20 protein-coding genes are annotated in these 21,020 nt (G+C 63.5%); 9 read left to right on the forward strand and 11 right to left on the reverse strand.

The window, feature by feature from the left end; all coding sequences use genetic code 11:
* Window positions 1–39 precede the first annotated feature (39 nt).
* The 6 genes from PWM43_RS02030 to efp form a co-directional block, all read right to left on the reverse strand.
* Complete coding sequence (locus tag PWM43_RS02030; protein ID WP_289840894.1) at window positions 40–168, reverse strand: hypothetical protein; 129 nt, start codon at window positions 166–168, stop codon at window positions 40–42.
* A gap of 263 nt (window positions 169–431) precedes the next feature.
* Window positions 432–1,433, reverse strand: a complete 1,002-nt coding sequence (locus PWM43_RS02035) for a peptidoglycan -binding protein (RefSeq protein ID WP_289840895.1) — start codon at window positions 1,431–1,433, stop codon at window positions 432–434.
* A 9-nt stretch (window positions 1,434–1,442) separates the two neighbouring features.
* The gene (locus tag PWM43_RS02040) at window positions 1,443–2,597 is read right to left on the reverse strand and encodes a flagellar motor protein MotA (protein ID WP_289840896.1); all 1,155 of its coding nucleotides are present in this window, start codon (window positions 2,595–2,597) and stop codon (window positions 1,443–1,445) included.
* Window positions 2,594–3,397: an OmpA family protein gene (locus PWM43_RS02045; RefSeq protein WP_289840897.1), complete on the reverse strand. Its 804-nt coding sequence runs from the start codon at window positions 3,395–3,397 to the stop codon at window positions 2,594–2,596. The genes PWM43_RS02040 and PWM43_RS02045 overlap by 4 nt, the downstream gene beginning before the upstream one ends.
* Window positions 3,398–3,527: 130 nt before the next feature.
* A complete protein-coding gene (locus PWM43_RS02050) occupies window positions 3,528–4,358 on the reverse strand; it encodes an inositol monophosphatase family protein (protein WP_289840898.1) in 831 nt (276 codons plus the stop codon).
* A 73-nt stretch (window positions 4,359–4,431) separates the two neighbouring features.
* Window positions 4,432–4,998, reverse strand: coding sequence for an elongation factor P (gene efp, locus PWM43_RS02055; RefSeq protein ID WP_289840899.1), 567 nt, complete (start codon window positions 4,996–4,998; stop codon window positions 4,432–4,434).
* Between the two features lie 173 nt (window positions 4,999–5,171).
* On the opposite strand from efp, the gene PWM43_RS02060 reads away from it, so the two are divergent.
* The gene (locus PWM43_RS02060; RefSeq protein WP_289840900.1) at window positions 5,172–5,477 is read left to right on the forward strand and encodes a carboxymuconolactone decarboxylase family protein; all 306 of its coding nucleotides are present in this window, start codon (window positions 5,172–5,174) and stop codon (window positions 5,475–5,477) included.
* Between the two features lie 39 nt (window positions 5,478–5,516).
* On the opposite strand, the gene PWM43_RS02065 is transcribed toward PWM43_RS02060, so the two are convergent.
* The gene (locus PWM43_RS02065) at window positions 5,517–6,095 is read right to left on the reverse strand and encodes a YqgE/AlgH family protein (RefSeq protein ID WP_289840901.1); all 579 of its coding nucleotides are present in this window, start codon (window positions 6,093–6,095) and stop codon (window positions 5,517–5,519) included.
* A 129-nt stretch (window positions 6,096–6,224) separates the two neighbouring features.
* Between PWM43_RS02065 and PWM43_RS02070 the strand changes: the two genes are divergently transcribed.
* From PWM43_RS02070 to PWM43_RS02090, 5 genes are all read left to right on the forward strand, one after another.
* Window positions 6,225–6,983, forward strand: a complete 759-nt coding sequence (locus tag PWM43_RS02070; RefSeq protein ID WP_289841156.1) for an SDR family NAD(P)-dependent oxidoreductase — start codon at window positions 6,225–6,227, stop codon at window positions 6,981–6,983.
* Window positions 6,976–7,917, forward strand: coding sequence for a PPK2 family polyphosphate kinase (locus PWM43_RS02075; RefSeq protein ID WP_289840902.1), 942 nt, complete (start codon window positions 6,976–6,978; stop codon window positions 7,915–7,917). Before PWM43_RS02070 ends, PWM43_RS02075 begins: the two co-directional genes overlap by 8 nt.
* Entirely contained in the window at window positions 7,914–8,891 is a 978-nt protein-coding gene (locus PWM43_RS02080) for an alpha/beta hydrolase (RefSeq protein WP_289840903.1), read from the forward strand. The genes PWM43_RS02075 and PWM43_RS02080 overlap by 4 nt, the downstream gene beginning before the upstream one ends.
* An 80-nt stretch (window positions 8,892–8,971) precedes the next feature.
* Window positions 8,972–9,202, forward strand: coding sequence for a (2Fe-2S)-binding protein (locus PWM43_RS02085; RefSeq protein ID WP_289841157.1), 231 nt, complete (start codon window positions 8,972–8,974; stop codon window positions 9,200–9,202).
* Window positions 9,203–9,323: 121 nt separating this feature from the next.
* Complete coding sequence (locus tag PWM43_RS02090) at window positions 9,324–9,854, forward strand: hypothetical protein (protein WP_289840904.1); 531 nt, start codon at window positions 9,324–9,326, stop codon at window positions 9,852–9,854.
* 29 nt (window positions 9,855–9,883) lie between these two features.
* On the opposite strand, the gene PWM43_RS02095 is transcribed toward PWM43_RS02090, so the two are convergent.
* Window positions 9,884–11,653 (reverse strand): DEAD/DEAH box helicase, encoded by a 1,770-nt coding sequence (locus tag PWM43_RS02095; RefSeq protein WP_289840905.1) that lies wholly within the window; start codon window positions 11,651–11,653, stop codon window positions 9,884–9,886.
* Window positions 11,654–11,870: 217 nt separating this feature from the next.
* On the opposite strand from PWM43_RS02095, the gene PWM43_RS02100 reads away from it, so the two are divergent.
* Window positions 11,871–14,042 carry an FUSC family protein gene (locus PWM43_RS02100; RefSeq protein WP_289840906.1) on the forward strand — a complete coding sequence of 724 codons (2,172 nt, stop codon included), beginning with the start codon at window positions 11,871–11,873 and terminating at the stop codon, window positions 14,040–14,042.
* 43 nt (window positions 14,043–14,085) lie between these two features.
* On the opposite strand, the gene PWM43_RS02105 is transcribed toward PWM43_RS02100, so the two are convergent.
* Together PWM43_RS02105 and PWM43_RS02110 are read right to left on the reverse strand one after the other, a co-directional pair.
* Window positions 14,086–14,562, reverse strand: a complete 477-nt coding sequence (locus PWM43_RS02105) for a hypothetical protein (protein ID WP_289840907.1) — start codon at window positions 14,560–14,562, stop codon at window positions 14,086–14,088.
* A gap of 160 nt (window positions 14,563–14,722) precedes the next feature.
* Complete coding sequence (locus tag PWM43_RS02110) at window positions 14,723–15,796, reverse strand: quinone-dependent dihydroorotate dehydrogenase (protein WP_289840908.1); 1,074 nt, start codon at window positions 15,794–15,796, stop codon at window positions 14,723–14,725.
* A gap of 145 nt (window positions 15,797–15,941) precedes the next feature.
* Here PWM43_RS02110 and PWM43_RS02115 point away from each other — a divergent pair, with 145 nt between their 5' ends.
* Window positions 15,942–16,193, forward strand: coding sequence for a hypothetical protein (locus PWM43_RS02115; RefSeq protein WP_289840909.1), 252 nt, complete (start codon window positions 15,942–15,944; stop codon window positions 16,191–16,193).
* Here PWM43_RS02115 and PWM43_RS02120 read toward each other — a convergent pair.
* Window positions 16,105–18,768 (reverse strand): hypothetical protein, encoded by a 2,664-nt coding sequence (locus tag PWM43_RS02120; RefSeq protein ID WP_289840910.1) that lies wholly within the window; start codon window positions 18,766–18,768, stop codon window positions 16,105–16,107. The genes PWM43_RS02115 and PWM43_RS02120 overlap by 89 nt on opposite strands.
* A 358-nt stretch (window positions 18,769–19,126) precedes the next feature.
* Here PWM43_RS02120 and thiC point away from each other — a divergent pair, with 358 nt between their 5' ends.
* The gene (gene thiC / locus PWM43_RS02125; RefSeq protein ID WP_289840911.1) at window positions 19,127–20,971 is read left to right on the forward strand and encodes a phosphomethylpyrimidine synthase ThiC; all 1,845 of its coding nucleotides are present in this window, start codon (window positions 19,127–19,129) and stop codon (window positions 20,969–20,971) included.
* Window positions 20,972–21,020: the final 49 nt, after the last annotated feature.

Consider the following 21,020-nt stretch of genomic DNA (forward strand, 5'->3'; position numbering starts at 1 on the left):
CCTCCTTGCAGGCAATTATTGCCGTTCTCCGGGTTCTGCCTATTTTTTGGGACGGTCGGGATCTTCCTGCGATGGCGGGTCGCTCGCCGGGAAGCTCTCCTTGAGGGCTTCGTCGAGGTCCCGCTCTTTTTTCGCAGGTTCTTTCTTGCCGTGCTCTTTGGCGGTCATGATGAACTCCTTCGCAGTGCGACGGACGCTTCCACGATCATGGCTGTCCGCTCACGCGTTGAGCGTATTCGCAGATCATGATGTTCGGGCGATCTCGCTTCGACTCAACGCAAGCGTCTTTAAGAAGTTTCCCCGTCAGATCGAAGCATGTCCACGAAGGGCATCCGCCCGATCGTTTTATGGGGGCGGCTTTGGTGACCAGCCAAAGATACCGAGATGACGTCTGGAGACGTCATCTCGGTATGATCGTTCATCATAATCGTTCATCGATCGGTCAGGCGGAACTCGATACGGCGGTTACGCGCATAGGCCTGTGCCGTATTGCCGCTGTCTAGTGGCTGGTAATCCGCAAAGCCGGTCGCAGCCAGATGGCGCGGATCGACGCCCTGCTGGATCAGCAGCTTCACGACCATGATCGCGCGTTCTGACGACAGCTCCCAGTTGCTGGGAAACTTGCTGTGGATCGGCTGCTTGTCGGCGTGCCCGTCGACCCGCAAAATCCATGGAATATCTTTCGGGATCTGCCCCGAGACCTGCTTGAACGTCGTTGCCAGTGTCCTGATTTCCTTCACGCCTTCGGGCGTGAGGTCCGCACTGCCCTCGGGGAAGAGAACGGAGCTCTGGAACACGAAACGGTCGCCGACGATCTCCACGCCCTTCTGGTTCTTCATGGCCTCGCGCATGCGACCGAAGAATTCCGAACGATAACGCTTGAGCTGGTTGACCTTGTCGGCAAGTGCCAGGTTCAGGCGATTGCCCAGGTCCTTGATCTGCTCCTCGCGCGACGCGACATCCTTTTTGCTGATGTCCAGAGCGTCACTGATGGCCTTGAGCTGGATATTGAGCTGTTCGATCTGGGACTTCAGCTCGGTAATGGTGGCCTGATCGGATTGCGTGGCCTGCCCGGCGGAGGCCAGCGCCTGATCCTTCTGGGCGATCGTGCCGTTAAGCGTTCCGACCTGCGTCGTCAGCGCATCGGCTTCCGCCTTAAGATGATCGCGTTCACTGGTGAGGGACGCGACCATCGCATCCAGCGAACGGTTACGGTTTTCACTCAAGGACAGCGTGTGTTGCAGTTCCGCCAGTTGAGCCTTGATCGCGTCCAGCGCATGCGTTCGCTGACTGAGGGAAACCGATAGAAACTGCTGGCCGAGCACGAAAACCAGCAGGACGAATGTGACGACCATCAGCAGCGTGGACAGGGCGTCCACATAGCCGGGCCAGGCGTCAAGACCATTATGGGAGGTGCGGCGGCGGCGGGCCATATGCGGGGCTCAGCCCTGGCCGTGCAGGTTGGAGCTGGCGGCAATCGTCCGTGCGATCACGCGCAGATCCGTGCGGATTTCACCGCTGAGCTGGAGGCGCCCCTGATGGGAGTCTTCGATGAGGCGACCGAGCTGGGCTTCGATCCTGGCAAACTGTTCGCGGGTCTGGCGGGCTTCATCGAAAGCGGGAGAGCCCGGCGTCACCGCGTCCGCCGCGTGTTTGACGAGGGGAGCGAGCGCAAGCTGGGTTTCGGCAAGACGCGTCACAAGCTTCTGGTTGGCATGCAGGGCTTCGGTCATATCGCCGAGACGCTCCTGCAGGGCTTCGAGAAGCAGGACCTGTTTTGAACGTCCTTCCTCTCCGCGTATGATTGCGTTCTGAAGGGCTTCCATGTTTTCGGCCGTCTGCTCGAGCAGGGCCTGGACATACGCCGGAACCGAGGAGTCACCAGTTTCGATGGCCGATCCACCGACGCGTGTCAGTCCGGCGAGCCACTCTTCAAGTTCATTGAAAAAACGTGTCTGGGCCTGCCCGGCGGTCAGGTCGAGAAAGCCCAGGACGAGGGCGCCGGCCAGGCCATACATCGAACCTGAAAACGCCGTGGACATTCCATGCAGTGGCGCTGCCAGGCCCGTTTTCAACTGCCCGAACATATTGTCGAGGTTGCCGTCTCCTACCGACATGTCCCCGATCACATTGGCGATCGAACTGACCGTCAGCAGCAGGCCGTAGAAGGTGCCGAGAAGACCCAGGAAAATCAGGAGCTGCGTCATGTAGCGCGAGATTTCGCGCGATTCGTCGAGGCGCGACGACAGACTGTCGAGCATGATCTGCGTCGTCTGCGTGGAGAGCGAGATCCGGTCGTGCCGGTTGCGCGAGGCGAGCATGCTGGCCATGGGCGCGAGCAGGCGCGGAGGACTGGGCGGGGCGAGGCCCGTGCGCGGCTGCCGCAGCAGTTCGACCCATTTCACTTCGGGAAGAAGCCTCAAGACGATGCTGATGTTCCAGGCGACGCCGATGAGAAGGATGGTGAGGATCAGCCCGTCGAGGAGCGGATTGCTGAGAAAGGCCGCGGTCAGCGTACGCCACAGCATGGCCCCGACCGCCGCGACGGCGACGAGGAACACGGCCATGCGAAGCAGGAAAATGGTCGGTCTGGTCACGGCGTGGCCTTTTGAGCAGGAGAGGATGATGAAGGAACCGGGACCGCGGCGGTGCCGAACTGGGCCTGCGCGGGTTTGAGCGGGACGGCCCCCTCGGCGATCACGTCCAGGCGATCGGGTGGACTGGAATCGCCAGCAGGGGGCACGCCGATGGCCCGCGGGTAAATGCGTGTGGTGGCGACGCCGCTGTTGATGAGGATCGACCGCACCACAAGTGCACGCGCCAGGGCGACACGGCGGGGCATGGAATAATCGTCAGTTTTGCCCGGTGCGTAGCTCAGGAGCGTGACCCGCAAATCTGGCCGCGCGGCCAGGCGGCTGGCCGCCGCTTTCAACGCGTCAAAGGTCGCGGGGCTGACATCGGCCTTGTCCTGACCGAACAGGACGCGGACGCCGTCGGGTCGCTCGCTCACGGAGCCCGGAGCGCCGGCCACGGGCGTCACCGGGGTCGGGGGTACGGCGGGATGTATCGGCACCTCGACGGTGGGAGGCGGTATGATGACGGGCGCGGGCGCCGCTGCGGGCACGGCAGGCGGTAAAACCGCATGCGTGGCCATCGAGGTCGGTGGCGGCGTGACCGGTGCGGTCCCTGGCTTGTTCGGTATCGTGCCGGAACGGGCGCTTCTGGCGACGGGGCTGTGCGTCGTGCGGCTCGGGACGGCCTTGGGCGGCGGCGGCGCTGCCATCGGCAGAGCATCGGGATTGGTCGAAATCTGGGCGTGGGCGGTCGGCCCGGTGAGGAGGGCAGCCGCGAGGGCCACCGGGAGAAGACGGAGAGTGAATGGTTGCGGCCGTTTCATGTTGGCGCAATCCTAACCACGCCCTTCCGTGGGGAGCAATGGCCCGTCTTGATCCTCGAGCGGATTTGGTTGCTGGCCGTCGGGGGCAGGGGACGCCAAGAGGCAGACGCCGGGCCTGCCCCAGTCTGTTTCAGGCTTCAGGATGAATCGCGGCGTGCAGGATGGCGCGCAGGGGGCCATGCATGTGGGCGTTTCCGGCAACGACCGTCAGGTCTCCGTCGAAATTCGCGATTTCACGCCCGTTCTCATCGGTCACGTAACCGCCCGCCTCACGCACGAGCAGGATGCCTGCCGCGCAGTCCCAGGGCTTGAGGCCGATTTCCCAGAACCCTTCGTAACGACCTGCGGCAACCCAGGCGAGGTCGAGGGCCGCCGCGCCGAAGCGACGGATGCCCGCGACCTGCGGCATCAGCGCGCCAAGCGTCCGCGCGAAGGGAAGGCGGCGCTGGGCCGGGACTTTCGCAAAAGGGATGCCGGTCGCGAAAACGGACTGGAGCATTTCACGGCGCGCGGAAACGCGCAGGCGGCGGTCGTTGAGGAAAGCGCCCACGCCGCGCTCGGCCCAGAACATTTCGTTATTGACCGGATTATAGACGAGGGCCGCGGCGATCTCGGTCTGACCGTCTGACAGGCGGCGCTCGAGGGCGATCGAAATGGCCCATTGCGGAATGCCGTGCAGGAAATTTGTCGTCCCGTCGAGCGGATCGACGATCCAGCGCCATGTCCAGTTCTCGCCGCCCGACGCGCCGCTCTCTTCCATCAGGAAAGCATAGCCCGGGCGCGCGCGCTCGAGTTCTTCGCGAATGATCGTCTCGGCGCGAAGGTCGGCCTGGGACACGAAATCGCCCGGACCTTTGACGCTGACCTGCAACTGCTCCACTTCGGCGAAGTCGCGGACCAGGCGCCGGGCCGCCTTGGTCGCGGCATTCTGCATGACGGTCATGTGCGGTGAGAGGCGCATGGCGTGGCTTTCTGATTCGAAGGTGAAAAGAGCAGGAAACGGGTCGGGACGACGTCAGGTGGAAGGGCCGCGGTCAGCCCTTTGCACGCTCCACGTAGCTTGCGTCTTCGGTGCGGATCACGACGCGCTCTCCGGCCTCGATGAAGGGCGGAACCATCGTCTTGACGCCGTTGGACAGGAGCGCTGGCTTATAGGACGAGCTTGCCGTCTGGCCTTTGACCACGGGATCGGCCTCGACGATTTCGAGCGTGACCTGTGGCGGCAGGGTGACGCCGACCGGATCGCCTTCCACAAGCTTGACGTTCAGGGCCATGTTGTCCTGAAGGAACGGAAGCTGGTCGCCGAAGAAATCCTTGTGCAGCATGAGCTGCTCGAACGTCTCAGGGTCCATGAGGACGATGTTGTCGCCATCTTCGTACGAGTAGCTGTAGTCCTTGTCCTCGGTCATCAGGCGCTCGACCGAGTCCGCCGTGCGCCAGCGTTCGTTGGTTTTGTTGCCGGTGTTGAGGTCGCGCATTTCGACCTGGATAAACGCGCCACCCTTGCCCGGTGTGATGATCTGCTGCTTGAGGACGGTCCAGCGGCGGCCGTCATGCTCGATGACCTGGCCAGCGCGGATCAGGTTCGCCTGCTGTTTCATGGTGGGGTTCCCGGGACTGGATAAAGGCGCGCGTGAAGCGCCGGAATGACGCGGGCTTCTAGCGCTCCCGAGCGCGAAGGGCAAGCGAGACCGCTCTCCAAGGTGTGAACGCAACACGGTGTTGCGGCGTTCTATGGGATGGAGACAGCTTCACTTCAAAGGATGGACCCGTCATGTATGACATGAAGAAACTCGCGAACCTCGAAAAGATGAACACGGCCGCCGAGCCGGGCATGAAGGCTTTCTGGGCGTTCAATGACGCGGCCTTCGCGGATGGAGCGCTCAACCGCCTGACGAAGGAACTGATTGCCCTGGGCGTCGCGATGACGACACAGTGTCCTTATTGCATTGAGCTGCACACCAAGGCCGCGCGCGAAGCTGGCGCCACGGATGCGCAGCTCTCCGAAGCGGCGCTCGTCGCGGCGGCCATTCGCGCGGGTGGCGCGATCACCCATGCGACTCACATGTTCGGTGCGTAAGAACTTCAGCGCATAAGAACGCCCGCGTGGCTCACCATTTCAGGCGTGGCCGACTGCGCCTGTGAGGGTGAGCGGGTCCATGTTGATGGACGCCAGCGCCCGACGCCATTTCCCGGCATGGTCGCCGCCGAACACCAGGGCCTGCGTGGCGGGCGCGACCATCCATGCGCTGTGCCGGATCAGTTCCTCTTCGAGCTGACCCGGCGCCCAGGAGGCATGGCCGATGGCGAGAAGGACGTCGCGGGGGCCGGACCCGTCAGCGATGTCGCGCAGGATATCGAGACTGGCCGTCAGGGTTCGTTCCGCATCGACCACGACGCTGCTGTCGCTCGTCCAGTCCGGCGAATGCAGGACGAAACCGCGTTCATCCTCGACTGGGCCCCCTTTGCAAACGCCGATGCGACGCTTCGACGGCGCGGGCTCGATGCCAAGCTGATCGAAGAGGGCATCCTGGCCGGGATGGGACAGATGTTTGTTGACGACAAGTCCCATGGCGCCGTCCTCGGGCGTATGGGCGCACAGATAAATGACGCTATGGGCAAATTCGGAGTCCGAAAGTGCGGGGGTGGCCACAAGGAGAAAGCCCGTCAGGCTCCGGGGGCTGGCATCGGAAGTCATATCCCGCAATGTCGGAGGTTCGGGGCGGGTTTGCAAGCCGGGCCCGATCCGGGTCAGCCTCTATCCGCTGAAAACGACCCAGGTCAGGCCGCTCGACCTCAGACTCGATACGGAAACAAAGGAGAGACAATCATGGCGACTGTTCTTGTCACCGGTGCCACGGCCGGATTTGGCCGTGCCATCACGCGACGACTGGTGCGTGAAGGACATCGGATCATTGCAACCGGTCGTCGGCAGGAGCGGCTCGAGGCGCTCCGCGACGAACTCGGCGCCACGGTCCTGCTGCCGTTCCGTCTGGACATGAGCGACCTGTCAGCGATCCATGCCTTGCCGGGTTCGCTCCCCGAAGGCTGGAGAGAGGTCGATGTGCTGGTGAACAATGCGGGGCTGGCGCTGGGTATCGCTCCGGCCCAGGATGCCGCGTGGTCGGACTGGGAGACCATGATCGCCACGAATGTCACCGGGCTCGCCGCCATCACGCGCGCGCTCCTTCCGGGAATGGTCGCGCGGAACAGCGGCTATATCCTCTCGCTGGGCAGCATCGCCGGGACATATCCGTACAAGGGTGGCAACGTGTACGGGGCGACCAAGGCTTTTGTTGAACAGTTCATGCTCAATCTGCGCGCCGATCTGCTGGGCACGCGCATAAGGGTCACGAATATCGAGCCCGGCCTGTGTGGAGGGAGCGAGTTCAGCGAAGTCCGCCTGCGTGACGATTCCAGGGCCGCCGCGGTCTATCAGGGCACGACCCCTCTGACGCCCGAGGACATCGCGGAGACCGTCTCGTGGCTGATCGGTCTTCCCGCTCACGTGAACATCAACAGGATGGAAATGATGCCGGTTTGTCAGGCGCCGTCCGGGCCAGCAGTGGATCGTCATCTTGGGTGACGCCAAGGATTACCGCGCTCTGGGGCGCGAACTCGTCGAACGCTTTCTCGTCCGGGACGGTAAGGATTTCGACCTCGACAAGGTGCCGACGGCTGAAAAAGGCGGTCTCGACAAATCCACGGTGCGCCGGATCTTCAGGGATTGCAGGATGCGGCTCGCGGCCCTCCAGGAGAGGCTGGCGGCGAATGGAGAGCATGGGATACTCATTGTGCTCCAGGGCATGGATACGGCGGGAAAGGACAGCCTGATCCGTCATGTGATGTCCGGGATGAACCCCCAGGGCACACATGTGACCTCGTTCAAGCAGCCCAGCGTCGACGAGCAGAAACACGACTTCCTGTGGCGCGTGCACGCGGCGATGCCAGCGCGGGGGCAGGTCGGCGTTTTCAATCGCAGTCATTATGAAGACGTGCTCGTGGCGAGGGTGCATGCCGAACGTCTCGACAGGCATGCCTTCGCAGGAGATCCCGAGACCCCGGCCTTCTGGGACGGGCGCCTGGAGGACATCCGTCATTTCGAGCGCTACCTGACGCGGCAGAATTTCTGCATTCTCAAGGTCTTCCTGCATATTTCGCCGGACGAGCAGCGTTCGCGCATCCTGCAAAGGATCGACCGTCCGGAGAAGCGCTGGAAATTCGATCAGTCCGATCTCACGGAGCGCACGTTCTGGCCCGCCTATCATCGGGCCTATCAGGAAGCCGTGGCCGGGACCGCCACACCTTATGCACCCTGGCTCGTCGTTCCTTCGGACCATAAGTGGTTTTCACGATTTGTCGTGATGGAGGCGCTGATCGCGATGCTGGAAACCATCAACCCGGAGCCTCCGCCCGCGGCGCCGGAAATTCTCACCAAGCTCTCAGATCTGCGCCGCCGTCTCAGGAACGATACCATCGGCGATGAGCCGTCCAACCACGATGCAAAGGGAAAATCATGAAAATCTCTGACCAGGGCGATCCGCGCGCGCTCGTCGATCCGGCGCTGCTGCCGTTTCTCGACCTGCTGCCTGCGGGGGACGTGACGGCCGAGACGCTTGCATGGCGCCGGTCCCGCATGCGTGATCTGGTGGCGCTACAGGAGCGCACCCAGGACGGGTTGGCTGTGAGCGTGACGGAAAGCCACGTGCCTGGTTCTGAGGGGGCTGCGGACGTGCGCGTCCTGGTGGTCGCGCCGAAGACCGGGGGCGCCGGTCGGGGCGCGATGCTGCACTGTCATGGCGGCGGCATGGTCATGGGCATGCCGGAATTGAGCCTGCCCGTGCTGCGCCAGATGGCGGACACGCTGGACATCGTCATCGTCTCCGTCGACTACCGCCTGGCTCCGGAGGCACCGTTTCCGGCGCCCATCGAGGACTGCTACGCAGCACTTGTCTGGCTGCATGCGAATGCCGAATCGTTGGGGGTCGATCCGACCAGAATCGGCGTGACCGGCGAAAGTGCGGGAGGCAACCTTGCGGCGGCGGTAAGCCTGATGGCGCGGGATCGGAAGGGACCGCCGCTTCTGTTTCAGAATCTGATCTATCCGATGCTCGATGAGCGGCCGGATGCGACGGACAATCCGCTGGTCGGCGCGTTTTGCTGGACCCGCGCGAGCAACGCGTTCGCATGGCAGGCTTATCTTGGCTCCAAGACCGATGGCCCTGTTTCTCCCTACGCGGCCCCGGCGCGCGCGCAGGATCTGTCGGGTCTGCCGCCCACCTGGCTGTGTGTGGGCGCGCTGGATCTTTTTCTCGATGAAGATCTGCGCTTCGTGCGCGACCTCGCCGCCGCGGGCGTCCCGGTGGAACTGGTCGTATATCCCGGCGCGTTTCACGCCTTCGACGTTGCGCCCCATGCTCCGGTTGCGATCCGCGCCAGAAGCGATCGTATGGAAGCCCTGAGGAGAGCATTCTCCGTGTCCGATCAAGCATGAGTGCATTTTTCTTGCGATGATATTGCGAATTGTTCTCATCGGTGGTTAAATGGCTGTGTCCTGCCGTGATGGAACTTTCGATGATCATCTGCTCGTGCAATGCGCTTACGAATCACGATGTCGAACATGCCGTAGACAGGGGCGCGCGACGCCCTTCGGAAATTTACGCCGCACGGAACTGCAAGGCTCAGTGTGGCAACTGTGTTCCGGGAATGGTCTGCACGTTGCGGGCGCTGCTGCAACAGCGGGCCAATGACAGCGGGTTGCCACCGTCGCGCCGCCCCGCCGATGTGGTCGCCTCTTTTCTCTAGAGCCGTATCCGTTCACACTGGTTCACCGAAATCGCTCTAGACCATTGTTTTGTCGAGCATTTTCAGCGTCCCGCTCGCGCGCATCATCGTATCTGCCTTTTGGTGGAAGGGAATGACGCTCATGACGACGTCTGTTCGATCCGTTGATCTTCCCTGTAGCGAACGCCTCGCCTTATGGGTGCTCCGTCGCTTCGCCCGTTACCGCGGCTCGGCGTGCGGCGGCCAGATCTGCCTGATGCAGGGCATCTTCTTCCCGTGTTTCCGTGAAGATTTCGATGGTGTCGCTCAGGCGCTCGAGGGTGCTTTCGCACGCATTGATGAGGGTGCGGATATGCCACTCGACATTGCCAGTGCGGGGGTGGCGGTGCTCACGCCTCTGGAGGTCGTGCTGCTGGCGGCGACGGCTGCCATGCAGGCGGGCGACCGTGAACGGGCCCGACATCACATCAGCCGCGATATGCGTCTGTGCAGGGCGACGGGGGCTTTTCTATCGGCGACTGGGCTTCTGGCCCTACGGCTGGCCGGGGCCGGTCACTGGCTGGTATGGCCGGACGACGCATCCGTCATGTCTCGAAGCCGTCCGTCCGGCATGTCATCCGGAAGCGGTGAGGCCGCGAGACGGGCCATCGGCGACGTCCCGACGGGGCATTGAAGCGCGCCGTCGGGGAGCATGCGCGGTCTTCAGACGCTGCGCTTGCGAGTCGACGCCTTGCCATAAGCGGGCTTGCGTCCCGCAAATTTTGCCGGACGCGGACCGCCGGCGTCGTCGCGACGGGGCGCATATCCGTCGCGCGGCGGACGCGCGGAGCGCGAGGTGCTTCCCGGCGCCGGAGCTTCCGCGGGCTCGATCCGGGGTTCGTCCGAATCCAGACCTTCGATGCAGGAGCGGAAACGTCCGGCGCTGTCCGGCGCAATCTCGAAGAACGTCCGGTCAGCCGCGATGCGGATGGCGCCAATCTCGCGCTTCGTCACGTTTCCGAGGCGGCAGATCAGCGGGATGAGCCATTTCGGGTCGGCTTTCTCCGAACGGCCCACGGCAAGGCTGAACCATTCGCCGTTCATGGCTTCCGTGCGTTCGCTGCGCTCCCGAGGAGCGCGCTCGCCACGATCGCTCGCGGCCCGCGGCGCTTCCACGTTCACCGGGCGGGTGTTTTCGACCTTTGGCAGGCGCGAATTGTAGAGCCGCACGAGGGCCGTCGCGAGCTGATGCGCGTCGTGCGCTTCCGAGAGGCGGCTTGCGAGAGCGTCTTCGGCCGCGGTCGACGGTGCGAAGAGTTCCGCGTCCTGCAAGAGGCGCTGGGCATCCTGCTCATGGATCTGCGCGGGTGTCGGCACCGTCGTCCACTGGGCGTCGGTAATCTTGGCCATCGCCAGCAGACGCTCGGCGCGGCGGCGCTGGCTGACCGGGACCATAAGCACGCAGGTGCCCTTGCGTCCCGCTCGGCCCGTGCGTCCCGAGCGGTGGAGCAGGGTGGCGGCTTCGGTCGGCAGGTTGGCGTGGATGACGAGGCTGAGCGCGGGAACGTCGATGCCGCGGGCGGCCACGTCCGTGGCAACGCACACGCGCGCTATGCCCGAGCGCAGGGCCTCGATGGCGCGCGAACGCTCGTTCTGGCCCATCTCGCCCGATATGGCGACCGACGCGAAACCACGCTCCAGCAGGGCCGCCTGCACGTCGGCGACCATGGCGCGCGTGTTGCAGAACAGCATGGCCGTCGCGCTCTCGTGAAAGCGCAGAACGTTGACGACGGCGCGGCCGAGTTCGTTCGGAGCCGTGACGACGCATTCGTAGCTGATGTCGGAGTGCTGCTTTGCGCCGCCAGCGGTGTCGATGCGCTCCGCGTTTTTCTGGTAGCGGCGGGCGAGCGTTGCGATTTCGCGTGCGATCGTCGCCGAGAACAGCAAGGTGCGTCGCTCTGCCGGGGCTGCGTCCAGCAGTTCCTCGAGTTCGTCACGAAAGCCCATGTCGAGCATCTCGTCGGCTTCGTCGAGGATGACGGCGCGCAGAGACGAGAGATCGAGATTGCCGCGCTTGAGATGATCGCACAGACGGCCGGGCGTGCCGACGACGATGTGGGGGCCACTCTGGAGCGCGCGGGCCTCGCGGCGAGCATCCGTGCCGCCGATGCAGCTTGCGATCTTGGCGCCGGCCTCGTCGTAAAGCCACTGAAGCTCCGTCTGGACCTGCATGGCGAGTTCGCGCGTGGGTGCGATCACAAGCGCGAGCGGCGCGTGAACCGGTGCGAGACGTTCGGCGCCCTCGGGCAGCAGGGTCGGCGCGATGGCGAGCCCGAAGGCAACCGTCTTCCCCGATCCGGTCTGGGCGGACACGAGGAGATCCCGCGTTTCCAGGCCAGGCCGGAGAACGGCCTCCTGCACGGGCGTCGGCGTCTCGTAGCCGCGGGCCGCTAGTGCGCGGCTCAGGGAAGGAACGGTATCGGGGAAACTCATATGATCTGAAACTCGGCAAAAGAAGGATGCCGTGCGCCGAAAGGATGGCGAACGCTCACAGGCGTCGCAGACCTGCTGCACGCCGCACACGGAACGTGGGTCCATAGAGAAAATATGCCGACAATGCCAGAAGAAAGCGCATGGTCGCACGATAACACGCCGGAAAACGTGATGACGCTATCGTCTTCCTCATCTGGCGGTCATATAACTGCCCCCCATGCTGAGCACGATAAAGACCTGGGTGGTCAACAGCGCGCTGAATCGCCGACCGATCGCCGAATGGCCGCTGGCCTGGGTTTACGCTCCCAAGCCGGGCGATATCGAATTTGCGCTGCGAAATACGATTGCCGCGCTCTTCGCTCTGGCCATCGCGTTCTGGTGGGAGCTCGGTGAGCCGCAATGGGCGGCGATGACCGTCTGGATCGTGGCGCAGGGATCGCGTGGGGAGTCCCTGTCGAAAGGGCGCTGGCGTCTGGTCGGCACCATTCTCGGCATGGTATCGGCGATTTCCCTCGTCGCGGTCTTTCCCCAGCAACCGTGGCTGTTTCTTCCGGTTCTCGCCTTATGGGCGGGGCTGTGCACGGGGCTGGCCACGCTCGTCCATAATTTCCGGTCTTACGCCTTCGTGCTGGCCGCCTATACCTGCGCCATCATCGCCATGGATGCGAGTGCTGCGCCTCACCACGTCTTTCAGATCGCCATGGCGCGCGGGACCTATATCTTCCTGGGCGTCATCTGCGAGATGGTGGCGGGCATGGTCTTCTCCCAGGATCTGCCCCGGCAGGCGCGGAAAATCATGCGCGCCCGACTGCTCGACGCCATTACGAGCGCCACGGCCGCCGTCTATGATATCGTTCGCGAGGAACCGCCGCCGGAGAGCGATGTGCGCGCGGTGTATGGTCAGACATTGACGCTGCATGATCAGATCGAATTCAGCGCTGTCGAAATCGGTCGCAACGAGCATTCGGTCCAGTATGCCTATGCGACGACAGGCATTTTGTCGCGGATCATGTCGCGGGCGCTTGGTCTCAAGGCCCGTCTGGCCGCTGTGCCGGGCCGCAGCCGGGTTTCGCAGACCATCCTGATTCGTACGACCGAATTCCTGTCGGCGCTGCCACAACGCCTGGCTCTGGCGGAGGATGTGCCTGAAGCGCGCGACCAACTCGACGAACTGATTGCCCAATGCGTTCATGCCATCGGGGTCACGCTGGAGAATGAAAACGCGGCTGGCGATGACGAGGCCGCCCGCACGCTTGCGATCAACGATCGTATTGCGTTGCAGGGGTTGCGCCTGATCCTCGGCGAGTATCACATGCTGCTGACGTTCTTTCATGGCGATGAGCAGCGCAAGCTCCGTCCCGCCCATTACAGGCTGCGTCATCTGCCGAACTGGCGGGCTGCCCTTCATAACGGTGTGCGGACGTCGGCGGCCATCGTGCTGGCCGCTCTGATCTGGGAGATGACGGCCTGGCCGAGCGGAGCCGGTTTCGTGTCGTTCATCGCGGTTGTGTGTGGCCGTTTCGGCACATTTGAAAATACGGTCCTCGTCAGCAACCAGTTCTTTTATGGCGCCTGTGTCGCTGTGCTGGTCTCCACGATCCCGGTGTTTCTGATGATTCCGGTCGCGTCGAGTTACGGAGCGCTGGCTCTGGCTCTGGGGCCTGCGATGTTCCTCTCGGGGCTGGCGCTTCGCAATCCAGGCACGGCCCTTCCCGCGGCATCCTTCGCCACGTTTTTTCCCGCGATCCTCGGTCTCGATAACCAGCATCGCATGGACGAAATCACGTGGTTCAACAGTTCGATGGCCCTGCTTGCGGGCTTGGGCGGCGGCGTCCTCGTGTTCCGCTGCGTGCTGCCGTTCGACGAAAAGCGCGTGTGCCGCATCATGCGTCTTCGGGTTCTGACGGGGCTGAGTGATATCGGCCGGGGCGTTCGGCGCAGTCTGGATGACAACCGCTGGATCGGTATCACGACCCAGAGCATGCAGCGCCTGATCCGCTATGCCGGTCGCAATGTGCCCCCGCTCGTCGATACCTATCTGCATGGCACGCTGGCGGTCATGACGATGGGGCGCAATCTCATCCATCTCCGCCGCGTCAATGCCGAGCCGACCATGCCGGACGATGCGAGGGCCGCGCTCGAGGACATGTTCTCCCGTATGGCCACGCATCGGTTGACCGTGGAGGAACTGCGGGCCGTCGTCGGGGATGCTCTTGAGAAACTGCGGAGGATGGAGGCGGACCAGAACAATGCCGCCAGTCGTCTTGCCCTCACGGACGCGATCGGATCGCTGCTGATCGTCTCGACCGAAGTGAACGGTAACGAACTTTTCTTTGACGACCGTAAATTCGACATGGCCATGCTGCTTCCCTCGATCGCCACGGCGTGACGATCGCGAACAAGCGCCGACGAGAGCTTGAAGCCGCGAGAGCCTAGAAACTTGTCTTCAGCAGGGGACTGATGGAGAGGCAGAGCATGATGAGGCCGAACAGGGCGAGCGCTTTCAGGACGATGAAGACGCTTTGACTCATGATGTCGTTGCGGGTCGCCAGTGTCATGAAGGGATCGCCCGGAGGCGGAAGGTAACGGCTCCGGGCGTCGGGCTGGGTCAGCGCCATCAAAGCGGCGCTGCGCTGGTCGGCGCGGGCCTGCCGTCTGCGCTGCATCTCTTCAGCGGAAATATCGGCGGTTTCATAGAGATGGGCGATGTAGCTATCAAGGTCGTCCGTGCGGAACAGCCTGCCTTCAGACGGCACCGGCCCCGCACCGAACCATCCCATCACCCGAAGTCGGAGCGGTGAGATCCCGAGGTAGATCGCGGCGCATTGCAGATTGAATCTCTGGACGCGGACGGGCAGCCTGAGAAGGTTGTCGGAGACGCCGGTGGGATGATCGGCCGGTAGGGACATGGGCTGTTGACGTCCAGAGCATGCGCGCCGCAAGGCGCTGCTTCCGGCACGATTTCAGGAAGTTTTTCATCTCTGCCAGGGGCATGTGTCCTGACGGGAAAACAATCATGTCAAACTATCGCAAAGCTCTCTCGACGTCGAGAAAAACCGCGCTGCCCGATCATCTGCTGCGGAGTGAGCGGATGTCATCCACCATTTCCAGCCCCTCGTCGCGCAGGGTATCGAGCAGTTCGCGCTTCAGTCGCGACAGGATGCCGGGGCCTTCAAGGACGAACGACGTATAAATCTGAACGAGATCCGCGCCCTCGCGAATGCGTTCGAAAATGTCCCGCCCACTCGCGATGCCGCCACACGACACAAGCGTCAGGCGACCGCGATTGATGGCGGAGACGCGCCGCAGCATGTCGACCGCCAACGGACGCAGAGGGTGTCCGGACAGGCCGCCTTTTTCCCTGGCCAGGGGGCTCTGGAGACCTGGGGGCCTTGAAATCGTGGTGTTGGTGAGGATCAGTCCGTCCGCGCCATGGGCGACGGCGGCTTCCACGATCGACTCAAGGCTGTCGATATTGATGTCCGGCGCGAGCTTGACGAAAAGAGGCGGCCGTTCCGGATTCCTGATCGCGATCGCATCCAGAATGTCGCCGAGCAGGTTCGCACTCTGGAGATCACGCAGTCCGGGGGTGTTGGGCGACGAGAGGTTGATCGTCACGTAGTCGACATACGGGCTGACGCGCGCGACGAGTTCGGGATAGTCACGCAGCGGGTCGGCGCCCTCCTTGTTGATGCCGACATTCGCGCCCAGCGGCGCACGTCCGATACCGTGACGTCCGCCGTTGGGACGGGGGCGGTTCAGCCGGGCGAGGCGTTTGCAGAAAAGGTCGAGGCCGCCGCCATTGAAACCCATACGGTTGATGATCGCGCCGTCTTCGGGGAGACGGAACAGACGCGGGGACGGATTGCCCGGCTGCGGTTTCGGCGTGACGGTGCCGCATTCCACGAAGCCGAATCCCAGCCGCGCCAGCGGTCTGGCGGCGCGGGCATCCTTGTCGAAACCCGCCGCCAGTCCGATCGGGTTCGGAAAACGCATTCCGAGAACCCGCGTGCTCAGGGCGGGCACGTCCGGCGCGGCGGTGGCGCCCAGGCCGAGAGCGAGGCCGTGTATGGCGACTTCATGCGCCCGTTCCGGATCAAGGCGATGCAGGAGAGTCGTGGCAATGGCGTCCAGTGCGGTCATCGGCTTGGGTCCCGTGTGTTTGGCGGCGTGGTTCGCGTCATAGCGCGTGGGCGGAGCCGGGGCGAGTGTTCGGGACGAGAGTTTATGGCGGTCCCTGCAGTTCGTCGTTTCCGTCGGGACGCCGATCGGGTAAGGCCACAGAGCTATGTGGGATGAACCTTATCTCGAAACCTGCTGTCGCTCGGCGCTGCATCGGCTTTTGCTGTGCGAGGATCTCGGGCGGCCGCAGGGGCTGCGTGATCAGCCCTGTCTGGAGCGGTTGGGCCGGATGGGACTGGCGCGTATCCGTGAGGACGGACGATTTGAAATTACGCCCGCCGGACAGGTGCGTCACGATCAGGAGATCGGCAAGCTCGTGCCCGCTTTCGCCGGCGCCCGAAGAAATCGGCTGCGCTGAGACCGGTGCGCTGAGACAGTGGCGTGAATCCCGCGACCAGCAATCCGATCCCGAACAGCATCCCGAACCAGCCATAGGTCGCGCCGGGCGGGGCGAAAGCGAAGCTGACCGTGCTGCGACCCGTCGGGAGCGGCACGCTTTCGAACAGGTCGTCGTAGGTCTCCGGGATCGTGCGTGCGCCGTTGATCGTCGCCGTCCATCCCGGCAGCATCAACTCCCGCCGGATGAGCGTGGCGGGCCGGGTGCAATCGGCAACGACGTGTTCGCGATCCACGGCCTGAACTTTGCAGGACGTCCCCGCGTCGAAATAGGGCGCGGGATCGTTCAGACGATAGAGGTCGGCCGCGGCGCCTGAAAGCACCGGCGTCAGGGCTGCACTCGCGGCATTGGTCTCAAAACGTGTGACGGGCCACGTCGCCGCATCTGTCGCACGGCTCCAGAGCACGACGGAGCGCGTGGCGTCCTCCAGGCGGATCGTCATTTCGCGCGCATGGGGGGGAATCGTGGCATCGAGAGACATGAACAGGAGCGCGTTGTCAGCGGCTCCTTGCAGGCGCGCGCGGCCGCGCGCGCATTGCGGGCCGTCACACAGGGAAACGGCGAGGGTTCCGTCCGATTGTCCGCCAAACGTGCCGACAGAAAAGCCGATCCGGCGGGACGGTGGTATGTTCCATCGTGTGATGTCGAGACGGATTTCGGGTGACGGGGGCGAAACTTCGATCTGCGCCGGACGGCCCTGCGTCAGGGGAAAGGGCGTGACGGAAGGAGGCCCGCTGCCGGGAGGGACGAGGACGGTCGTGACCCCAAGGGCCGAAAAGAGCACCGGGTTTCGCGCCAGCGGCCCTTCGAGGTAGCCGAGACCGTCCATATCGGTCGGGAAGCTTCCGTCGAACGTCACGGGATCGAGACGGTCTCCGAAATCATGGCGCAGCCGTGCGATGAAAGCCGCGGGCGTCGGGATGGCGTTGTGGTTGAGCGATGCGATACGGAACCATGCGCCGTAATTGGGCGGGACAGGGCCGAGTGTTACGAAGCGCTGGAGACCGGTTTCCTGACGCAGCGCGCCGATCAGCGACGTGTCGATGGGCCGGACGTGGCGCGCGCTGAGCAAGGGAAACGCAAACAGAACCAGAGCTTCCAGCACCAGAGCGCCAGCGATCAGCTCCGGCCGCCGCCGCCGGAGCAGCAGCCACGCCGTGGGTATCACCAGCGACATTCCGAAAGCGAATGAGAAGACTATATACTGCCGGGTAGAAACCGGGCCGTGCGAGACCTGGTTCAGGATATGACGCATCGGTCGGTCCAGACGCCACGCGACGACCACCATGACCGTGAGCGCGCTGCTTGCTGCGATGGTCGCGTGCTTTCGCCATACGCCACGAGCCACGTCGTCGAGCGTGAAACAGGCGAGCACGATGAGCGCTGCTTCAATCACGGGCTCGCTCAGTCGGTAGAATACCGTATGGGCAACGCCGGGTATCAGATCTACCAGTGGCGTCAGGACCGGCATACCCGCCTGTTTGCCGACCACGGCCACGACATAGCCCAGCAGCAGGAAGCGCAGACCGCGCTCGCGGCGCCCGCCGATGGCTGTCAGGGCGAGCAGGGGCAGGACAAGCCCCGTATAACCGCCGAGAGCGTACCAGTTATCGAACTGGTTGCCGTAGAAAAACGTGCCGTTGACGTAAGGAAAAAGCAGCATCGCCCAGCATGAGGCCGGGAGCGTCCCGTCGTTCAGCCCTGTATGCGAGCCAAGATACGCATGGGGCACGAAGGTCAGGAAAGCGATGAGTTGTGGCGCGGCGATCAGCAGGGACGCGATACCGGCCAGAGCAATGCGCATCGTGAAGGCCAGCCGGTCCACGGCTCCGAAAAGGCGGAAAATGGCCCAGCCGAGCACAAGCGTTCCGACGAGAAACGCGGTTTCCGGAAAACCCGATAGCAGAAGATAGGACAGGCCCAGCCCAAGCCAACCCCAGTGCCCACCGCGGCCGTTGACGATGCGTGCACGTTCCACGCCGTACACGGCCAGAGGCAGGAAAGCGAGCGGCTCGGAGGGTCCATCCGACGCCCACGCATAAGTGCCGTTGAACGCATAGAGGATGCCCCCGATCAGAGCCACGCGCGGCGCCATGCGCAACTGCCGTATCAGGGCGTAGCTCGACAGGGCCGCGATGATCTGGAGCGTACATTTCATCATCAGAAGGCCGTTGGGCAATCCGAGAAACAGCACGAAGGGCAGGAAGAACGCGGCGGGCTGGTATTCGCCCGCCAGTGGCATGCCGACGCCGCTATAGGAATTCCACCAGGGCACGATCCCATGGGCCCAGTCATGGGCCACGAGACGCCCCAGAGCCTCGACGATCACGCCCGCGCAACCGTCGATCCAGCCCGGATTTCCGGGCAGCAGACCGCCATCGGTAAAGGCATAGGGATGATCGACCGCCTGTGCCCAGATACGCAGCGGATCGGCGCTCAGGACTCCCATCCATTCGGGCAGATAGAGCGCTATGGGCAGCAGGATCAAAATCAGGATGTGTGAGCGCGGCCAGCGGCTCGAAACGAGATCGGGCATAAAAAGTCCGGAAAATGGGGCAGGCTTGGTCAGGGCATTCACTTCGTGTCGTATCGGCTTGCGAAACCGTGAACAAGCCGTGCGGAGAAAACCTCATAAGAATGATTGACATCACATGGGAGTGTGGCGGAGGCTGCGCGCGACCAGGGGGGGCCTCGACAAGAGGCTGAGAGGCTGCTGGCGGACAACCAGGATCCGCAGCGCAGCGACCCTATCGAATGCGACAGGCGCATTCGAAGAACCTGATCCGGTTCGTACCGGCGTAGGGATTGGTGTGCGTGCGCCTAGCCGGACCGGCGCGCCGACATGCTTTCCTCACACGCTTGGGCGATCCGTATTCGCATGAGGAAAGCGCGATATGGACGACCAAACGCTCAAACAACCCATCCACCGCGATGCGCGGCCGCCTTCGGGACAGGTGACCACCGGCGCGATCGAGGGTTCGGTGAAGATCTGGACCTCGCCTCAAGGCCGCGAAGATATTCGTGTGCCGTTTCGTGAAATCGCCCTACACCCGACCGCGAACGAGCCGCCGGTGCGCGTCTATGACACATCCGGCCCCTACACGGATCCGACGGCTTCGATCGACGTAGAGGACGGCCTTCCGGCGGTGCGCGCCGAATGGCTGGGGAAGCGCGGCTTTTCGCGCGTCGAGCACACGCGCGAAGTGCGCCCCGAGGACAACGGCTTCGCATCGGGGAGCCATCTCGTCGCCCGCTGTCCCGCGCCGCACGAAGTCTGGAAAGGCCAGCCGGGGCAGCCGGTCACGCAGTATGAGTTCGCGCGGGCCGGGATCGTCACGGAAGAGATGATCTACGTCGCGCACCGCGAAAATCTCGGTCGTCTGACGATGGTCGAGGGCGCCGAAGAGCGTCGTGCGGATGGCGAGGATTTCGGCGCGGAGATTCCGGCCTTCATCACGCCGGAATTCGTGCGTTCGGAGATCGCGGCCGGACGGGCCATCATTCCGTCGAACATCAATCATCCCGAACTCGAGCCCATGATCATCGGGCGCAACTTCCTTGTGAAGATCAACGCCAATATCGGCAATTCGGCGGTGACATCGTCGGCCGCCGAAGAGGTGGACAAGCTCGTCTGGTCGATCCGCTGGGGCGCGGATACCGTCATGGATCTCTCGACCGGTCGCAACATCCACAACATCCGCGACTGGATCCTGCGCAATTCTCCGGTGCCGATCGGAACCGTGCCGCTCTATCAGGCGCTCGAAAAAGTCGGGGGCGAGGCCGAGAAGCTCACCTGGGAGATTTTCCGTGACACGCTGATCGAGCAGGCCGAGCAGGGCGTGGATTACTTCACGATCCATGCCGGCGTCCGCTTGCAGCATGTTCCCCTGACCGCGCGTCGCACGACGGGCATCGTTTCGCGGGGCGGCTCGATCATGGCGGCTTGGTGTCTCGCGCATCATCGCGAGAGCTTCCTCTACGAACATTTTGAGGACATCTGCGACATCATGCGGTCCTACGACATCGCGTTCTCGCTGGGGGACGGGCTGCGTCCCGGCTCGATCGCGGATGCCAACGACGCCGCGCAGTTCGCCGAGCTGGAAACTTTGGGCGAGTTGACGAAGGTCGCCTGGGCCAAGGGCTGCCAGGTCATGATCGAGGGGCCGGGCCATGTGCCGATGCACAAGATCCGGGTCAATATGACCAAGCAGCTGAGCGAGTGCGGCGAAGCGCCGTTCTACACGCTCGGTCCGCTGACGACTGACATCGCGCCGGGCTATGACCATATCACCTCGGGCATCGGGGCCGCCATGATCGGCTGGTTTGGCTGCGCGATGCTCTGCTACGTCACACCGAAGGAGCATCTCGGCCTGCCGGATCGATCCGACGTGAAAGTTGGGGTCATCACTTACAAGATTGCGGCCCATGCGGCGGATCTGGCCAAGGGACATCCGGCGGCGCAGATCCGCGACGACGCGATTTCACGCGCTCGTTTCGAGTTCCGGTGGGAAGACCAGTTCAATCTGGCGCTCGACCCCGATACGGCGCGGGCCTATCACGACGAGACGCTTCCCAAGGAGGCACACAAGACCGCGCATTTCTGCTCGATGTGCGGGCCGAAATTCTGCTCGATGAAAATCAGCCACGACATCCGCAAGGAGGCCGAACGGCAGGAAGGCATGGAGCAGATGCGCGAGGTCTTTCACGAGCAGGGGGGGAAACTCTACCTTCCCGCATAGAGGCGCAGGCAGGAAAGGGGCGGTCTCAGCCGCCCCCGTCCCGCGCCTT

The organism is Brytella acorum, from assembly GCF_029309905.1.
GTDB classification, from domain to species: Bacteria; Pseudomonadota; Alphaproteobacteria; order Acetobacterales; family Acetobacteraceae; genus Brytella; species Brytella acorum.